Here is a 16,636-nt window from a genome sequence, read left to right on the forward strand (position 1 = left end):
GCTCGGCTCAGGCGGTGAAGCGCACCCGACGCCGGCGGGCCACCACGAACAGGGTTGCCCCGGCGGCCAGCAGCACGAGCGCGCCCGCGACGATGCCGCCCGTCGCGGCACCGGTCAGCGGCAGGGTGGGGCCGCCCTGGTCGCCGCCGCCCCCGCCCGGGGTGCAGTCAGCCGGCCTCTCCCAGGCGATCGGCGACGTGTCGTCCAGGCCCTCGGCCTTCGGGGTGACCGTCAGACCCTCCGAGGCCGGGAACTTCACGGTCTTGGTCTCGCCCGGCGCCACGACCAGCGTCTGCGGCTCGCCCCTGCTGGGGGTGAAGGTGACGGTGACGGTCTTGCCGTCCTTCGGGTTCTCGACCTGGAAGATCAGCTCGTCGCAGGTGGACCGGTAGCTGCCCGCCGGCTCTCCCGGCTCGACACAGTCCTTCGCCTCGGCGGGCTTGTCGTCGAAGAGCGGCTGCTCCTGGCCCGCCTCGGTGACCTTGATCCGGCCGGCGTTCTTGGCCGGAACCGTGATCGTCGTGTCCTTGCCCGGCCCCACGGTCGCGGTCTTCGTGAAGCCGTCGGTGCCCGTCACGGTGAAGGAGGCGTCCTTGGTGGCCTCGCGGCCATTCTCGAGCGTGACCGCCACGTCGCCGGTGCAGTCGGCGGTCACCGTGGCCTTGGGGTTGGCCTCGGCCGGCGGTGGCGTCACCACCTTGTCGCAGCTCTCGCTGAACTTGATGGAGGCGCTCCTGTCATCGTTTTCCTGGAACGTGTTGTCCCACTGGGCGCGGACGCTCAGCGAGGCCCCCGTGACGTTGCCCGCCAGGCGGACCTTGCCGACCAGGGGCTGCGAGACCGAGTGCGGGTACAGCGGGTTCGCGCCGTCCTCGGTGACATTGATGCCCTCGACGGTGAACGGGGCGGTGGTTTCGCCGGTCCGGCTGGTGGCCTCCGCCTTGACGAGCCGGTAGTTGTTCACCCCTTCCGGTGCGTAGGTCTGCACGGTCCAGGTCGTGACCCACTCGCCCTTCGCGGTGTCACACTCGGCGGTGACCTTGACCTCGCTGTGGTGGGCGCTGGCGGGGGCGGCCACCGCGGCGACGCCCGCGAGGCCGAGCAGCGCGCCGGCGGCGACCGCCGTGACGCGCCGGAGGTTCAGACGGTTCACGTCTACTCCTGATGAGGGGGGAATTCGGTGGGTGTGGCGGGGGACCGAAGCCTCGCGCCCAACAACCGGGCAGACCCTAGCGATATCGCCACCGGTTGCGTTACATCGACCGACGGCACGTCGAGCTGATGTTATTAATTTGAGATCATTGATCCACGCCCGGTGATCATTCGTTGCGTCCAGTGGTACGCGCCGTGTCGCCCGGGCCCGTCCGGCCGTCGCGTAGCGTCAGGGCCATGAGCAGGAGCAGACGGTGACCCGGATCGTGGCCGGGACGCTCGGCGGGCGGCGGATCGCGGCGCCGCCCGGCGCCGGCACGCGGCCGACCTCCGACCGGGTCCGGGAGGCGTTGTTCAGCGCCGTGCAGGCCGAGATCGACCTGGTCGGCGCCCGCTTCGCCGACCTGTACGCCGGATCCGGGGCGGTGGGGTTGGAGGCGCTGTCCCGGGGGGCCGAGCACGTGCTGCTGGTCGAGTCCGACCCGCGGGCGGCCCGGGTGATCCGGGAGAACATCACCGCGCTGGGGGCCGCCCCGGCCGCCCGGCTGGCCACCGGCAAGGTGGCCACCGTGCTCGCGGCCGGCCCGGCCGGCGACCCGTACGACGTGGTCTTCGCCGACCCGCCGTACGCCCTCGGAGACGAGGAGGTCACCGCGATGCTGGCCCCGCTGGTCCACCGGGGCTGGCTGGCCCCGGACGCCCTGGTGGTGGTGGAACGCTCCAGCCGGAGCGGACCGGTCATCTGGGTGGAGGGCATCACTGCCGAGCGCAGCCGGCGCTACGGCGAGACCACCCTTTGGTACGGTCGCCGATCATGAGACGTGCGGTCTGTCCCGGCTCGTTCGATCCGGTCACCAACGGACACCTCGACATCATCGGACGGGCCAGCCGGCTCTTCGACGAGGTGATCGTCGGCGTGTTGGTGAACCAGTCGAAGCGCGGCCTGTTCACCGTCGAGGAGCGGATCGACATGCTCCGCGAGGTGACCAAGTCATACGACAACGTGCGGGTCGAGTCGTTCCGTGGGCTGCTGGTGGACTTCTGCCGCGCCCAGCAGGCGAGCGTGCTGATCAAGGGCCTGCGGGCGGTCAGCGACTTCGACTACGAGCTGCAGATGGCGCAGATGAACATCGGCCTGGCCGGCGTGGAGACGCTCTTCATGCCGACCAACCCGCTCTACTCGTTCCTCTCCTCCAGCCTGGTCAAGGACGTGGCGAAGTGGGGCGGGGACATCTCGGCCCACGTGCCGGACGTGGTCCGCGAGCAGCTGCGCGCCCGGCTGGCGCCACAGCAGCCCGGCTGACCCCCGCCTCGCGGTCCGGCGCGACGCGCCGGACCGGGGCGGATGGGCCACCTGTCGCCCGCGCACGACATCATTGGTGGAGCGGGAACCCGGCCGTAGCCCGCATCATGGAGGTCGGCCGACGAACGACAGGGGTGAGGCACCGGTGGACCCGCTCGATCGCATCGACGAACTGATCGCGATGGTGGAGCAGGCACGCTCCGTCCCGATGTCGCGCAACAACTGCATGGTCGACCGGGGCGAGATGATCGCGGCCCTCGACGAGCTGCGCGCCGAACTCCCTGCCGACCTGCGCCGGGCCGCCGCGCTGCTGGAGGAGCGAGACAAGATCATGGAGGCCGGCAAGCGCGAGGCCGACCGGATCATCAGCGAGGGTGAGGCGGAACACGCCAGGCTGGTCTCGGTGAACGAGATCACGGTCTCCGCCGAGCACGAGGGCGCGCGGATCATCGCCGAGGCCCGCGCCGAGGCGCAGCGCCTTCGCGAGGAGGTGGACGACTACGTCGACACCGCGCTGGCCAACTTCGAGCAGTTCCTCACCCGGGCACTCGCCTCGATAGAGCGCGGCCGGGACAAGATGCACGCGCTGCGCGAGATCGGCACCTTCGCCGGTGACGAGGCCGACCGCCCGCTACCCTTCTGAACGGCACCCCACCAGCCGACAGGCGGGGGGCGGGCGACGCCCCGGTTCGACGGTCGGGCCGTCGCCCAGGTAACCTTTTTGTCGGCCTCTCACCGGCCGGAGTCTGACTATGCCCAAACACTCGCCATCCCCACTCGACCCCAGGTCGCCGCTGGTCCTCGACACGAGGGACCTGCCGCGTCGGCCTGGTGCGTTGCGTACGGTCCAGCGGGTCGTGCCGGCACCGGCGGACCTCGGCGTGGAGTTGATCAGCGTGCCGGAGGGCGCGGATCTCGACCTCGACCTGAGGTTGGAGTCGGTGTCCGAGGGTGTACTTGTCTCCGGGACCATCAGCGGTCCCATCAAGGGCGAGTGCAGCCGCTGCCTGCGCGAGATCAACGACTCGGTGGTCGTCCGGATCCAGGAGCTGTACGCGTACGAGAACAGCACCACGGACATCACGGCCGACGAGGACGAGGTGGGCCGGATGCAGGGCGATCTGATCGACCTGGAGCCGGCGCTGCGGGACGCGGTGGTGCTCACACTGCCGACCAACCCGCTCTGCCGGGAGGACTGCCCAGGGCTGTGCCCCGAATGTGGGGTGCACTGGGATGAACTGCCAGCTGACCACAGTCACCAGCAGGTCGACCCGCGTTGGGCGGCCCTGTCGCAACTGACCCGTAAAGAGGAGTAACAACCGTGGCCGTCCCCAAGCGCAAGATGTCGCGCAGCAACACCCGGTCCCGCCGGGCGCAGTGGAAGACCGCGGCGGTCGCGACCGTGGCCTGCCCGCAGTGCAAGTCGCCGAAGCTGCCGCACGCCGCGTGCTCCGTCTGCGGCACGTACAACGGCCGCCAGGTCCTCGAGGTCTGACCTGGACGCCGAGTGACGCCCCCGACCACGGGTCGGGTGACGCGCGCACCCTGGCAATCGCCCGGTGCCCCGGCTCCCTCCGCCGCCGGCCGCCCTGCGGCCGCCGTACCGATGGAGCCGGGCACCGCGCGGATCGCCGTTGACCTCCTCGGCGGGGACGAGGCTCCCGCCGTCGTGGTTGACGGCGCTCTGCGGGCCGTGCGCGCCGACCCCGACCTGCACCTGCTGCTCGTCGGCCCGGCCGAGGTCGCCGGCGGGCTGATCGACGCCCTCGATCCGGCGCAGCGCGCCCGGGTGACGGTCCGGCCGGTCCGGACCGCCGTCGGCATGACCGACCATCCCAGCGCCGCGCGCGCGGAGAGTACCGTCCGCGCGGCCGTCAGCGCGGTCCGCGACGGCATCGCGGATGCGCTCGTCTCCGCCGGCGCGACCGGCGCCACCGTCACCGCCGCCGCGCTCGGCCTCGGCCGGTGGACCGGCGTACGCCGGCCGGCCCTGGTGGCGACGCTGCCGGCGGTCGCCGGCCCGGTGATCCTGCTGGACGTCGGCGGCACGCTGGAGCCCGGCCCGGCCACCCTCGCCCGGCACGCCGTGCTCGGCGCCGCCTACGCCGCGGTGACGCACGGCGTGGCCGAGCCCCGGATCGGGCTGCTCTCCGTCGGCACCGAGGCGGGCAAGGGCGACCGCCTGCGCCGCGCCGCCGATCCCGCGCTCGCCGCCGTGCCGCTGCCGTGCGGCGCCCGCTATGTCGGCCTCGTCGAGGGGTACGACGTCGCGCTCGGCGCGCGCGCCGATGTCGTGGTAACCGACGGCTTCACCGGTAACGTGCTGCTCAAGGCGATCGAGGGCGCGTACGCGATGGCCGGTGGGCCCCCCGCCAGCGGCGGCGCCCCCAGGGCCGCCGCGGTGCTCGGCGTGGCCGGCACGGTGGTCGTCTGCCACGGCGCGGCCCGTCCCGACGATGTCGCCTCCGGCATCGCCCTCGCCGCCCACCTGTGGCGGCGCGGCGCCACCTACCTGGTCTCCGCCCTGCTCCATGGCACTCCGCAGGATCCCGCACCCAGTGACAGCAACGAGGTGACCACATGAGCGCGAGGAGTGAGCTTGCGAGCCCCGCAGTCGCGAATGAAGAGGTAGCCATGAGCGCGAGGAGTGAGCTTGCGAGCCCCGCAGTCGCGAATGAAGAGGTAGCCATGAGCGCGAGGAGTGAGCTTGCGAGCCCCGCAGTCGCGAATGAAGAGGTAGCCATGAGCGCGAGGAGTGAGCTTGCGAGCCCCGCAGTCGCGAATGAAGAGGTAGCAGCATGACGAACGACAAGCGGCGGCGTGCTCCCGTCGGTCATCTGGAGGCGGCCTTCGGGGTGTCGCTCGACCCGGAGCTGCTGGAGCGCGCGCTGACCCACCGCTCGTACGCGTACGAGAACGGCGGCCTGCCCACCAACGAGCGGCTGGAGTTCCTGGGCGACTCGGTGCTCGGCGTGGTGATCACGACGGCGCTCTTCCACAACCACCCGGACCTGCCCGAGGGGCAGCTCGCCAAGCTGCGGGCCAGCGTGGTCAACATGCGCGCCCTCGCCGACGTGGCGCGCGGCCTCGGCCCGGAGGGCCTCGGCCTCTACCTGCTGCTCGGCAAGGGCGAGGAGGCCACCGGCGGCCGGGACAAGGCGAGCATCCTGGCCGACACCCTGGAGGCGCTGCTCGGCGCGATCTACCTCCAGTACGGCCTGGACACCGCGGCGATCGTGATCCACCGGCTCTTCGACCCGCTGATGGCCGAGTCGGCCGGCCGGGGCGCGGCCCTGGACTGGAAGACCAGCCTCCAGGAGCTGACCGCCGCGCTGGGGCTGGGCGTCCCGGAGTACCGCATCGAGGGCACCGGTCCGGACCACCTCAAGACCTTCACCGCCTGGGTGGTGGTGGCCGGCAACCGGTACGGCGGCGCCGAGGGCCGGAGCAAGAAGGAGGCCGAGCAGCGGGCCGCGGAGTCGGCCTGGCGGACGCTCACCGAGCAGGCCGAGGCGGCCACCGCCGAGGCGGCCACCGCCGAGGCGGCCGGCGGCGCTGCGACGGCCGACGACGGGCGCGGGACCGACCCCGCCGCGGCGGGCTCGCACCGTGCCTGAGCTGCCCGAGGTCGAAACGGTCCGGCAGGGGCTGGCCCAGTGGGTCATCGGGCGCCGGATCGCCTCGGTCGAGGTGCGCCACCCCCGCGCGGTACGCCGGCACCAGCCCGGCGGGGCGCACTTCGCCGACGTGTTGAAGGACCGGACGGTGACCGACGTCCGGCGCCGGGGCAAGTACCTCTGGCTGCCGCTGGACAGCGGTGACGCGCTCATCGGCCACCTCGGCATGTCCGGCCAGCTGCTGCTCCAGCCCGTCGGGGCGGCCGACGAGCTGCACCTGCGGGTCCGGTTCCGGTTCGCCGACGACGGCCCGGAGCTGCGCTTCGTCGACCAGCGCACGTTCGGCGGACTGTCCGTGTCGGAGGGTGGCGCCGCGCTGCCCAGCGAGATCGCGCACATCGCGCGGGACCCGCTGGATCCGGAGTTCTCCGACGCGGGGTTCGTGGCGGCGCTGCGCCGGCGGCGTACCGAGGTGAAGCGGGCCCTGCTCGACCAGACCCTGATTTCCGGCGTCGGCAACATCTACGCCGACGAGGCGCTCTGGCGGGCGAAGCTGCACGGCGGCCGACCCACCGACGCGCTCACCGGCCCAGCCGCGCTGCGGCTGCTCGGGCACGTCCGGGACGTGCTCCGCGAGGCGATCAACGAGGGCGGCACCAGCTTCGACGCCCTCTACGTCAACGTCAACGGCGAGAGCGGCTACTTCGACCGGTCGCTGAACGTGTACGGCCGGGAGGGCGAGCCCTGCGGTCGCTGTGGCACGCCGATCCGCCGCGAGCCGTTCATGAACCGGTCGTCGTACAGCTGCCCGCGCTGCCAGCCGCGGCCCCGGGGGGCCCTCCGGGGATGACCCCGAGGCGACTCGGGGTTGCGCCGGTGTGCCGCACCCGACCGTTCCTGGCGGGTCCGCGACGGTCGCCCGTTTCCTTCCCCTCTGTCCGGTTGGCCGATCCGGCCTGATCCGGCCGGCCGGGTCGTTCCGGATGGGGGACGAACCGGGGCCGAACCCGGATGTCCGCCCACGTCGCCACGCCTAGCGTCGGGACCGTCGGCAGAGGACCGACGTCTGGAGGGGGACCCGGAGATGGGCAGCAGACCGGTGACGGTGCGGTTGGCGCGGTGGAGTGCGGAGCACCCGTGGCGGGCCATCGCGCTGTGGGTGGTGTTCGTGGCGGTGTGCTTCGTCGGAGGGAACGCCGCCGGCCTCAACGAGGCCACCTACGCCGACCAGGCCGTCGGCGAGTCGGGCCGGGCGGGGCTGATCGTGGAGACCGGGAAGTTCGACGATCCGGCGATGGAGAACATCCTCATCACGCCGCGCGGCGGCACGCTCGACCCGGCCGCGGCGAAGGCCGCGGCCGACGAGGCGGCCGCCCGGCTTCGGGGGGTCGACGGGGTCGCCTCGGTCGGCCAGCCGGTGCCGGCCCGGGGCGGCTCCGCGCTGCTGGTGCCGATCACCATGTCCGGTGACCCGGAGACCGCGTCCGACCGCGTGCAGCCGCTGCGCGACGCCACGGCCGGGGTACAGGACGACCACCCGCAGCTGCGGATCGAGCAGGTCGGCGGGCCGTCGATCGGCAGGGCGCTGGACGACACGCTCGGCAAGGACTTCAAGCGGGCGGAGCTGCTCAGCCTGCCGGTCACCCTGGCCATCCTGATCATCGCGTTCGGGGCGCTGATCGCCGCCGGCGTGCCGGTGCTGCTCGCGCTCTCCTCAGTGGCCGCCGCCATGGGGCTGTCCACCCTCGCCTCGCACCTGGTGCCGGCGACCGACGTCACGTCCAGCGTCATCCTGCTGATCGGCATGGCGGTCGGGGTCGACTACTCGCTGTTCTACGTGCGACGGGAGCGGGAGGAACGGGCCAAGGGACGCTCCGGGCTCGACGCGGTGGAGATCGCTGCGGAGACCTCCGGGCACGCCGTGGTGGTCTCCGGCCTCGCCGTGATCATCTCGATGGCCGGCCTGCTGCTCGCCAACGACGCGGTCTTCTCCTCCCTCGCGGTGGGCTCGATCCTGGTGGTGGCGGTCGCGGTGACCGGCTCGCTGACCGTGCTGCCGGCCCTGCTGGCCAAGCTCGGCCGCTGGGTCGACCGGCCCCGGGTGCCGCTGCTGTGGCGGCTGACCGCGCCGCGTACCGGGCGGCACGGGGAACCGGCGAAGCCGCGGTTCTGGCCGGCCGTGCTGAAGCCGGCGCTGCGGGCGCCGGTGGCGACCCTGGTGATCTCGGTCGGGCTGCTGCTCGCCCTGGCCGCGCCCGCGCTCGGCATGCAGCTGAAGTTCCCCGGCATGGAGGACGTGCCGCGCAGCACGCCGGCGATGCAGGCGTACGACCGGCTCACCGCGGCCTTCCCGAGCAACGGCACCAGCCACACGGTGGCGGTCCGGGCGCCCGCGGCTGAGGCGGACCGGGTGAAGGCGGCGCTGACCGACCTGGCCGGCCGGGCGTCGGCCGACCCGCTCTTCGCGCCGACCGAGGCGGACGGCCCGAAGATCCGGGTGTCGGCCGACCGGCGGGTGTCCGTGCTGGAGGTGGCCACCCCGTACGTCAGCCGGGACGACAAGGCCGGGCAGTCGCTGGACCGGCTCCGCCGGGACCTGGTTCCGGCCGCACTCGGCGGGATCCCCGAGGCGGAGTACGCGGTCGGCGGCGACATCGCCGACAGCGAGGACTACGCGCAGCACATCCGGGAGAAGCTGCCGATCGTCATGGGCTTCGTGCTGGTGCTGACCTTCCTGGTGATGGTGCTGACCTTCCGTTCGGTGGTGATCGCGCTCAGCTCGATCCTGCTCAACCTGCTCTCCGCCGGCGCCGCGTACGGGCTGCTGGTGCTGGTCTTCCAGGGCGACTGGGCCGAGGGCCTGCTGGGCTTCACCTCGATGGGCGCGATCGTGGCCTGGCTGCCGCTCTTCCTCTTCGTGGTGCTGTTCGGGCTCTCGATGGACTACCACGTCTTCGTGGTCAGCCGGATCCGCGAGGGGGTGCGGGCCGGGATGTCGAACCGCGAGGCGGTGGCGTACGGCATCACCTCGTCGGCCGGCGTGGTGACGAGCGCCGCGATCGTGATGGTCGGGGTCTTCTCGATCTTCGCGACGCTCAGCACGATCGACTTCAAGCAGCTCGGCATCGGTCTGGCGGCGGCGATCCTGCTGGACGCCACGATCATCCGGGCGGTGGTGCTGCCGGCGCTGATGACCATGCTGGGCGACCGGAACTGGTGGGCGCCGCGCTTCCTCCGCGCCCGGTCGGCCACCCCGCCCGCCGACCCGCCCGCCCCGGCGCCCGAGCTGGTCGGCGCCCGCTGAGGCGGAACGAGGGGCCCTGTTGTCGCCCGGCGACAGCAGGGCCTCTGGTGTCAGGGCAGCGGGCAGGGCTCCCGCCAGGCGTCCAGGTCGCGGTCCTTGCGGATGGAGGCGAACCCGTACCCGACGGTGGTCACGCAGAACTGCGTCGGGCTGCCGGCGTACTCCACATGGAAGACCGGCTTGTGGGCGTCGGCGAAGGGGAGCAGCTTGGCGCACTCGCGCCGCCGGACGCACTCCTCGTTGACCGCGAAGTCGAAGTCGGGCGCCAGGGCGGCGACCTGCGGCAGGTCGTTGACCAGGCCGGGGGAGAGGTCGAGCGAGCGGGCCAGCGCGGCCAGCCGCCGGTTGAACAGCAGCTGGTCGTCGAAGCCGAGCGGGAAGCCGGACCGGTGCAGGTAGCCGTCGGCGTCGGCGAGCGCGACCGCGCCGAAGCCCTTCCCGCGGCAGAGCCGGAACCGGTCGGCCAGCACCGGCTTCAGCGCGTCCCACTGCCGTACGTCGAGCCAGCGACTGCCCGGCCGTCCCGCCACCGCCGCGCCGCGGACCGCCACCGGGAAGCGGGTCGCGTCCGGGTCGGTACCCGCGTACGACCCGACGTTGACCTGGCAGATCAGCCGTCGGTCCCGGGCGCGCAGCGCGGCGGTCTCGGTGGAGGTGGTACGGGCCGGGTCGAGCAGGAAGACGTCCGCGTCGACGGTCACGTCGAGCGGGCCGCTGAGCTGCCACTGCCACTGCCATCGCCGGCCCGATTCCACCGGCCACGGGGTGGGCGCCCCGGGCGGGACGAGTTCCGTCCGGCAGCCGGACACCGGGGCGAGCAGCAGCAGCCCGACGACCGCCGGCAGCGCCCGGTGCAGCCCGCACCGGGCGGCGCGCGCTGGCCGGACCCGCGGCACGGGCCAGGCCGGCCGGATCCGCATCGGCAGCTCCCGGGTCGCCGGCGGCATCCTGCCGCCTGTGCCGGTACGCCCGGACAGCCCCGGCGCACCTCACCCGGTCAAACGAGCGCGGACCCGTCGACGACTCGCGCTCAGCGCGGGGTGGCGAAGTCCTGCGTCCAGTACGGCCCGTTGCTCCGCGCGACGCCGACCCCGATCTCGGTGAAGGAGCAGTTCAGGATGTTGGCGCGGTGCCCCGGGCTGTTCATCCAGGCATCCATCACCGCGGCCGGCGTCTGCTGGTTCCAGGCGACGTTCTCGCCGTACGACCGCCAGTCGTAACCGACCCGGTCGAGCCGGTCGCCGACGTCGCTGCCGTCGCTGCCGTCGTGCGTCATGGTCTGGTGGTCGGCCTGGTCCTGGCTGTGCCGCTGGGCCGCCAGCATCAGCTTGTCGTCGATGGTCAGCGCCTTGCAGCCGGCCTTGGTCCGCTCGGCGTTGACCAGGTCGACCACCGCCTGGAGCTCGGCGCTGATCCGGCCGGTCGAGGTGGTCCGCGCGGTGGTGCTGCTCGGCGACGGGATGCGCTGGAGCTGGCGCGACGGTGCGGTGGTCCGGCTGGGCGCGGGGGTCGGCGTGCCGGTCCGGCTGGCCGACGGGGTGGGCCGGGCGGTGCTGGGCGACGCCGTCGGCGAGGCCGGGGCGACCGCGTCGCCCGGGGCGGCGCCGGTGCTCGGCAGGGCCGGGGCGGCGGCCACCCCGTCGTCGACCGCGGTCGGATCGGTCCGCTGGTCGCTGCCCGGCAGCATCAGCGCACCCACTCCCAGGCTCACCACCAGCGTCGCCACGGCGGCGGCCCCACCGATCAGGAGAGGACGGGGGAACCGGCGGCCGGGCTGCCGCCGGTGCCGTCCCTCGCCCGTGCGGGCGGGGGTGGCGGCACCGGCGGCCCGGAACGCGGTCAGATCGGCGGGCTGCCGGGCGGTCATCTCGAGATCAGGCCGCTCGCCCGGCTGCACGTCCGGCCGCTCGGTGGGCGTCACCGGGAAGGGGAGTTCTCCGGTGCGCTCGGGGTGCCACCGCTCGGTCGGCTGCTCCCGCCAGGTGTCGACCGGTTCCTCCGGCTCCTCCCCGAAGAGGTACGACGACCGCGGCTCCGGTCGATCGGTGAGCCACGCCGGCGGTTGATCGGTCGGCGGCTCGGGGCGCTTGGGAGCGCCGTCCGGGTCGATCGGATCGGTCCAGCCGTACACGCGCTGTCGCCTCCACGGGGTCGGTTGCGGGCGCGGGTGACGCTACGTGTGCGCCGCTAGCTGCGGCAACGTGGCTAAGAAAGAGTTAAGGCGAAGCGGACACCCGGGGTGAGGCGTTCGCGCAAGCCAAGGCGTAGAGTTAAGACGTCCGGACAGAGCGTGTCCGCGCCTCACGGCAGCCCCCCGACAAGTGGACAGGTCGACGAAAAGATGATCTACGGCCTGTGGGAACTTGACGAAGGAGGGGTTATCGGCTCAATATATAGGTGTCGCCAGTCGCGCCCGGCCATGCCCGAATTACCCGGGATGGCAGCCGCGAACACCAAGGGCGCGCGTTGGCCGGCCTTCCGGCAGCGCATATCAAGGAGTCAGCATGGCGAAGGCCCTCTACGGCCACGTAGGTGCAGCGCCCGACCGGCGTCTGCTCGACGAGGTCACCCGATTGCGTGCCAGGGTTCAGGCACTGGAGTTCGAGATCACGCGTCTGCGCGCCGACAATGATCGGCTTGCGGCGGCTGCGGCGGAGGCCGACGACCTCCTCCGGCTGGCCGAGCCGGCGCTGACCTGATCCCCGGTTGTCCGAAAACTGAATCGCACCACAAAAAACGCGCGCCGACACCGAAGTGCCGGCGCGCAGCTTTGTCCACACCCATTTCCGGATCGCTTCTCAGATCCCGTGAATCGACGCGAGATGCGTGACCGGCGGGCGGGGGAAGGCGAATAGGGATCTTGTAGTTCCCCGCACCGCGACGACTCCCCCTCGATCAAGACTCGACCCCCGCGCGGGGTGGGTCGCGTGCCGCGGTCCCTCGGCCCCCGGGTTAGTCTGCGGGTTCACCAGGTCCGCGCAGCCGGCGACGGTACGGCGGCCACCGGACGAGGATCGAGAAGGTGCATCTCAAGAGCCTGACGGTGAAGGGTTTCAAGTCCTTCGCCTCCGCGACCACGCTGAAGCTGGAGCCGGGGATCACCTGCGTGGTCGGCCCGAACGGCTCCGGCAAGTCCAACGTCGTCGACGCCATCGCCTGGGTGCTCGGCGAGCAGGGCGCCAAGGCGCTGCGCGGCGGCAAGATGGAGGACGTCATCTTCGCCGGCACCGCCGGACGGGCGCCCCTGGGCCGGGCCGAGGTCACCCTCACCATCGACAACACCGACGGCGCGCTGCCGATCGAGTACACCGAGGTCTCCATCACCCGCCGGATGTTCCGCTCCGGCGAGAGCGAGTACGAGATCAACGGCGACTCCTGCCGCCTGCTCGACATCCAGGAGCTGCTCTCGGACTCCGGCATCGGCCGGGAGATGCACATCATCGTCGGCCAGGGGCGGCTCGACGGCATGCTGCACGCGAAGCCGGAGGACCGGCGGGCGTTCATCGAGGAGGCGGCCGGCGTCCTCAAGCACCGCAAGCGCAAGGAGAAGGCGCTGCGGAAGCTCGACGCGATGCAGACCAACCTCAACCGGCTCACCGACCTCACCGCCGAGCTGCGCCGCCAGCTCAAGCCGCTGGGCCGGCAGGCGGAGGTGGCCCGCCGGGCGGCCGCGATCCAGGCCAACCTGCGCGACGCCCGGCTGCGGCTGCTCGCCGACGACCTGTCCACCCTGCGCACCACACTCGACAAGGAGATCGCCGACGAGACCGCCCTGCGCGAGCGGCGTGAGCAGGTCGAGGCGGAGCACACCGAGGTGCAGGCCCGGCTCGGCGAGCTGGAGGCCGCCCTCGCGGAGGACGCGCCGCTGCTCGCGGCCGCCCAGGACACCTGGTACAAGCTCTCCGCCCTCCAGGAGCGGTTCCGCTCCATCGAGCAGCTTGCCCGCGAGCGGCTGCGCCACCTCAGCGCCACCCCGGACAACGAGCGCCCCGGTCGCGACCCCGACCAGTTGGAGGCCGAGTCGCAGCGGGTCCGCGAGCAGGAGGAGGAGCTGCGCGCCGCGCTGACCGAGGACCAGATCCGGCTGGCCGAGGCCGTCGAGCACCGGCAGGAGCTGGAACGGCAGCTCGCCGCCGCCGAGCGTGAGCTGGTCGCGGCCGCCAAGGCGATCGCCGACCGGCGGGAGGGGCTGGCCCGGCTGACCGGCCAGGTCAACTCGGCGCGGGCCCGGACCACCAGCGCCGGCGAGGAGATCGAACGGCTCGCCGCCGCGCACGCCGACGCCATGGCCCGCGCCGAGAAGGCCCAGGCCGATCTGGACGCGGTGGCCGAGCAGTCCACCGAGGCGGACCGGGACAACGCCGACCTGGATGCCCGGCACGCCGAGGCGGTGGGGGTGCACGAGCGGGCGCAGGCGACCGTCCGGGGGCTCTCCGACGCCGAGCGGGCCGCCGAGAAGGACGCCGCCACCTGGAAGGCCCGCGAGGAGGCGCTCGCCCTCGGCCTGCGGCGCAAGGACGGCGCCGGCGCGCTGCTCGCCCGGGCCGACGAGGTGCCCGGCCTGCTCGGCAGCCTGGCCGGTCTGCTCACCGTCGCCCCGGGCCACGAGGCGGCGCTCGCCGCCGCGCTCGGCGGGCTCGCCGACGCCGTGGCGGTCAGCGGGGTGGACGAGGCCGTCGAGGCGATGCGGCTGCTCAAGATCTCCGACGCCGGGCGAGCCGGACTGCTGGTGGGCAGCCCCGCCGGCCCCGGCATGGACGGTCCCGCCGACGCGCTGCGCCCCAAGCTGCCGGCGAACGCCCGCTGGGCGCCCGACCTGGTGGAGTGCTCGGCCGAGATCCGCCCGGCCGTGCACCGCGCGCTGCGCGATGTGGTGCTGGTCGACGACCTGGCCGCCGCGGCCGAGCTGGTCGCCAGCAACCCGGAGCTGCGGGCGGTCACCCCGGACGGCGACGTGGTCGGTGCGTACGCGGCGGCCGGTGGATCGGCCAAGGCGCCCAGCTACATCGAGGTGCAGGCGGCCGTCGAGGAGGCCCGGGCCAACCGGCTCGCCGCCGAGCGGACCAGCGCCGAACTGCGCGAGCAGCTGGTCGAGGCACGCGCCGAGGTCGCCGCGGCCAAGGAGGCGGTGCAGCACGCCGCCGCCGCCAAGCGGGAGGCGGAGAGCCACCGCAACGCCGCCGCCCGCCGGCTGGCCGAGCTGGGCGCCGCCGCGCGATCGGCGAAGGCGGAGACCGACCGGCTGGGCGAGTCCCGGGCCCGCGCCGAGGCGGCGCGGGAGCGGGACCTGGCCGCCCTGGCCGAGCTGGAGGAGCGGCTGCGGCTGGCCGAGGCCACCCCGATCGACGCCGAGCCGTCCACCGAGGAACGCGATCAGCTCGCCGCGATGGTGCCGCAGGCGCGGCAGAACGAGATGGAGGTCCGGCTCGCGGTGCGTACCGCCGAGGAGCGGGTCGCCTCCATCGCCGGCCGGGCCGACTCGCTGGCGCGGCAGGCCACCGCCGAGCGGGCCGCGCGGGAGCGCGCGGCGGCCCGGCGGGCGGCGCGGACCCGCGGCGCCACGATCGCCCGGGCCGTGGTCGGCGGCGCCCGCGAGGCGCTCACCCGGCTCACCGCCTCGATCGCCGAGGCCGAGGAGCAGCGCGACGCCGTGGCGCGCGAGCGCGCCGCCCGGGAGGCCGAGCTCCAGGAGGTACGCGGCGCGGCCAAGCGCCTCGGCGCCGAGCTGGAGCGGCTGACCAGCCAGGTGCACCGGGACGAGGTGGCCCGCGCCGAGCAGCGGCTGCGCATCGAGCAGTTGGAGGCGAAGGCCGCCGAGGACTTCGGCCTCGACGTCGAGACCCTGATCGCCGAGTACGGCCCGACCCAGCCCGTCCCGCCCACCCAGGTGGACATCGCGGCCGCCGAGAAGGACGGCCTGCCGGTGCCCGAGCCGGTCCGCTACGAGCGGCCGGTGCAGGAGAAGCGCGCCGCCAAGGCGGAGCGTGAGCTGGCCCTGCTCGGCAAGGTCAACCCGCTCGCGCTGGAGGAGTTCGCCGCGCTGGAGGAGCGCTACAAGTTCCTCTCCGAGCAGCTGGAGGACCTGAAGGCCACCCGCCGGGACCTCCTCACCGTCGTCAAGGACGTGGACGACCGGATCCTGGAGGTCTTCGCCAGCGCGTTCGCCGACACCGCGCGGGAGTTCGAGCAGGTCTTCAGCGTGCTCTTCCCCGGTGGCGAGGGGCGGCTGGTGCTCACCGACCCGGAGGACCTGCTCACCACCGGCGTCGAGGTCGAGGCCCGGCCGCCCGGCAAGAAGATCAAGCGGCTGTCGCTGCTCTCCGGCGGTGAGCGTTCGCTGACCGCGGTGGCCATGTTGGTGGCGATCTTCCGCGCGAGGCCGAGCCCGTTCTACATCATGGACGAGGTGGAGGCGGCCCTCGACGACGTGAACCTGGGACGGCTGCTCACGCTGCTGGCACAGTTGCGGGAGAAGAGTCAGCTGATCGTCATCACGCACCAGAAGCGGACGATGGAGATCGCCGACGCCCTCTACGGCGTGACCATGCGCAGCGGGGTCACCCAGGTGATCAGCCAACGGCTCGACCGGGCCGACGACGACGAGCGGCCTGGCCGCGGCGAGGAGAACGGGTAGTGGCTCGGGAACGCGCGACGGCGCTCCTGATGGACTTCGACGGCGTGCTGCGCCAGTGGGACCCGGCGGTGGCCGCCGGGGTCGAGCGCGAGTACGGGCTCTCCGAGGGCGTCCTCGGCGAGATCGCCATGCAGTGGGGCCGGCTGCAGCCGGTGCTGACCGGCCAGGTGAGCCATGCCGAGTGGGTGACCAGCGTGGCGGATGCCCTGACCCCGTCGCTCGGCAGCCCCGAGCGGGCCCGCGCCGCGGTGGAGGAGTGGCAGCGCTACCGGGGCGAGGTCGACGTCGAGGTGCTGGCCTTCATCCGCCAGGTCCGCGCGGCCGGCGTGCGGGTCGGCCTGGGCACGAACGCCACCGACCTGCTCGACGCCGATCTGGCTTCGCTCGGCCTGACCGACGAGTTCGACGTGGTGGTCAACTCCGCGGTCGTCGGCGTGCACAAGCCGGCCCCCGAGTACTTCCAGGCGGCCTGCGAGGCGCTGGAGACCTCGCCCTCGCGGGTGCTCTTCGTCGACGACGAGGACCGGGCGGTCTCCGGCGCCCGTGCCGCCGGCCTGTCCGCGCACCGCTGGGGTGGGCCGAGCGACCTGCGCTATCTGCGGGCGGCGCTGGCGTACTGACGGGAT

The 16,636-nt window shown here is 73.2% G+C and carries 15 protein-coding genes; 12 read left to right on the top strand and 3 right to left on the bottom strand.

Translation table 11 applies throughout. The features are described from left to right. Positions 1-7: 7 nt before the first annotated feature. Entirely contained in the window at positions 8-1,153 is a 1,146-nt protein-coding gene (locus GA0070624_RS11175) for a cell wall anchor protein (RefSeq protein ID WP_091339924.1), read from the bottom strand. 253 nt (positions 1,154-1,406) lie between these two features. On the opposite strand from GA0070624_RS11175, the gene rsmD reads away from it, so the two are divergent. The 9 genes from rsmD (at position 1,407) to GA0070624_RS11225 (ending at position 9,376) form a co-directional block, all read left to right on the top strand. Next, the gene (gene rsmD, locus GA0070624_RS11180; RefSeq protein WP_091339930.1) at positions 1,407-1,970 is read left to right on the top strand and encodes a 16S rRNA (guanine(966)-N(2))-methyltransferase RsmD; all 564 of its coding nucleotides are present in this window, start codon (positions 1,407-1,409) and stop codon (positions 1,968-1,970) included. Beyond that, a complete protein-coding gene (coaD, locus tag GA0070624_RS11185; protein ID WP_091339933.1) occupies positions 1,967-2,455 on the top strand; it encodes a pantetheine-phosphate adenylyltransferase in 489 nt (162 codons plus the stop codon). Before rsmD ends, coaD begins: the two co-directional genes overlap by 4 nt. Before the next feature lie 145 nt (positions 2,456-2,600). After that, positions 2,601-3,098, top strand: a complete 498-nt coding sequence (locus GA0070624_RS11190) for an SPFH domain-containing protein (RefSeq protein ID WP_018786307.1) — start codon at positions 2,601-2,603, stop codon at positions 3,096-3,098. 109 nt (positions 3,099-3,207) lie between these two features. Further along, positions 3,208-3,771, top strand: a complete 564-nt coding sequence (locus GA0070624_RS11195; protein WP_091339935.1) for a YceD family protein — start codon at positions 3,208-3,210, stop codon at positions 3,769-3,771. Positions 3,772-3,776: 5 nt separating this feature from the next. Continuing rightward, positions 3,777-3,950: a 50S ribosomal protein L32 gene (rpmF, locus tag GA0070624_RS11200; protein ID WP_076470490.1), complete on the top strand. Its 174-nt coding sequence runs from the start codon at positions 3,777-3,779 to the stop codon at positions 3,948-3,950. A gap of 111 nt (positions 3,951-4,061) precedes the next feature. Continuing rightward, positions 4,062-5,039 (top strand): phosphate acyltransferase PlsX, encoded by a 978-nt coding sequence (locus tag GA0070624_RS11205; protein WP_091339940.1) that lies wholly within the window; start codon positions 4,062-4,064, stop codon positions 5,037-5,039. A 214-nt stretch (positions 5,040-5,253) separates the two neighbouring features. Next, the gene (gene rnc / locus GA0070624_RS11215; RefSeq protein WP_091339947.1) at positions 5,254-6,072 is read left to right on the top strand and encodes a ribonuclease III; all 819 of its coding nucleotides are present in this window, start codon (positions 5,254-5,256) and stop codon (positions 6,070-6,072) included. After that, a complete protein-coding gene (gene mutM / locus GA0070624_RS11220) occupies positions 6,065-6,922 on the top strand; it encodes a bifunctional DNA-formamidopyrimidine glycosylase/DNA-(apurinic or apyrimidinic site) lyase (protein WP_091339950.1) in 858 nt (285 codons plus the stop codon). The genes rnc and mutM overlap by 8 nt, the downstream gene beginning before the upstream one ends. 234 nt (positions 6,923-7,156) lie before the next feature. Continuing rightward, entirely contained in the window at positions 7,157-9,376 is a 2,220-nt protein-coding gene (locus GA0070624_RS11225; protein ID WP_091339952.1) for an MMPL family transporter, read from the top strand. Positions 9,377-9,426: 50 nt separating this feature from the next. Here GA0070624_RS11225 and GA0070624_RS11230 read toward each other — a convergent pair whose 3' ends face one another. Together GA0070624_RS11230 and GA0070624_RS11235 are read right to left on the bottom strand one after the other, a co-directional pair. After that, positions 9,427-10,323 carry an endo alpha-1,4 polygalactosaminidase gene (locus GA0070624_RS11230; RefSeq protein WP_245718745.1) on the bottom strand — a complete coding sequence of 299 codons (897 nt, stop codon included), beginning with the start codon at positions 10,321-10,323 and terminating at the stop codon, positions 9,427-9,429. An 83-nt stretch (positions 10,324-10,406) separates the two neighbouring features. Further along, positions 10,407-11,507: a CAP domain-containing protein gene (locus tag GA0070624_RS11235; protein ID WP_091339955.1), complete on the bottom strand. Its 1,101-nt coding sequence runs from the start codon at positions 11,505-11,507 to the stop codon at positions 10,407-10,409. Between the two features lie 373 nt (positions 11,508-11,880). On the opposite strand from GA0070624_RS11235, the gene GA0070624_RS11240 reads away from it, so the two are divergent. The 3 genes from GA0070624_RS11240 to GA0070624_RS11250 all read left to right on the top strand — a co-directional run bounded on the left by GA0070624_RS11240 (position 11,881) and on the right by GA0070624_RS11250 (position 16,630). Further along, positions 11,881-12,075 carry a hypothetical protein gene (locus GA0070624_RS11240; protein ID WP_007456482.1) on the top strand — a complete coding sequence of 65 codons (195 nt, stop codon included), beginning with the start codon at positions 11,881-11,883 and terminating at the stop codon, positions 12,073-12,075. Positions 12,076-12,398: 323 nt separating this feature from the next. Next, a complete protein-coding gene (gene smc, locus GA0070624_RS11245; protein ID WP_091339959.1) occupies positions 12,399-16,010 on the top strand; it encodes a chromosome segregation protein SMC in 3,612 nt (1,203 codons plus the stop codon). Then, positions 16,010-16,630 (top strand): HAD family hydrolase, encoded by a 621-nt coding sequence (locus GA0070624_RS11250; protein WP_091339962.1) that lies wholly within the window; start codon positions 16,010-16,012, stop codon positions 16,628-16,630. Before smc ends, GA0070624_RS11250 begins: the two co-directional genes overlap by 1 nt. Positions 16,631-16,636: the final 6 nt, after the last annotated feature.

This window comes from Micromonospora rhizosphaerae, from assembly GCF_900091465.1.
In the GTDB taxonomy this organism is placed as follows: Bacteria; Actinomycetota; Actinomycetes; order Mycobacteriales; family Micromonosporaceae; genus Micromonospora; species Micromonospora rhizosphaerae.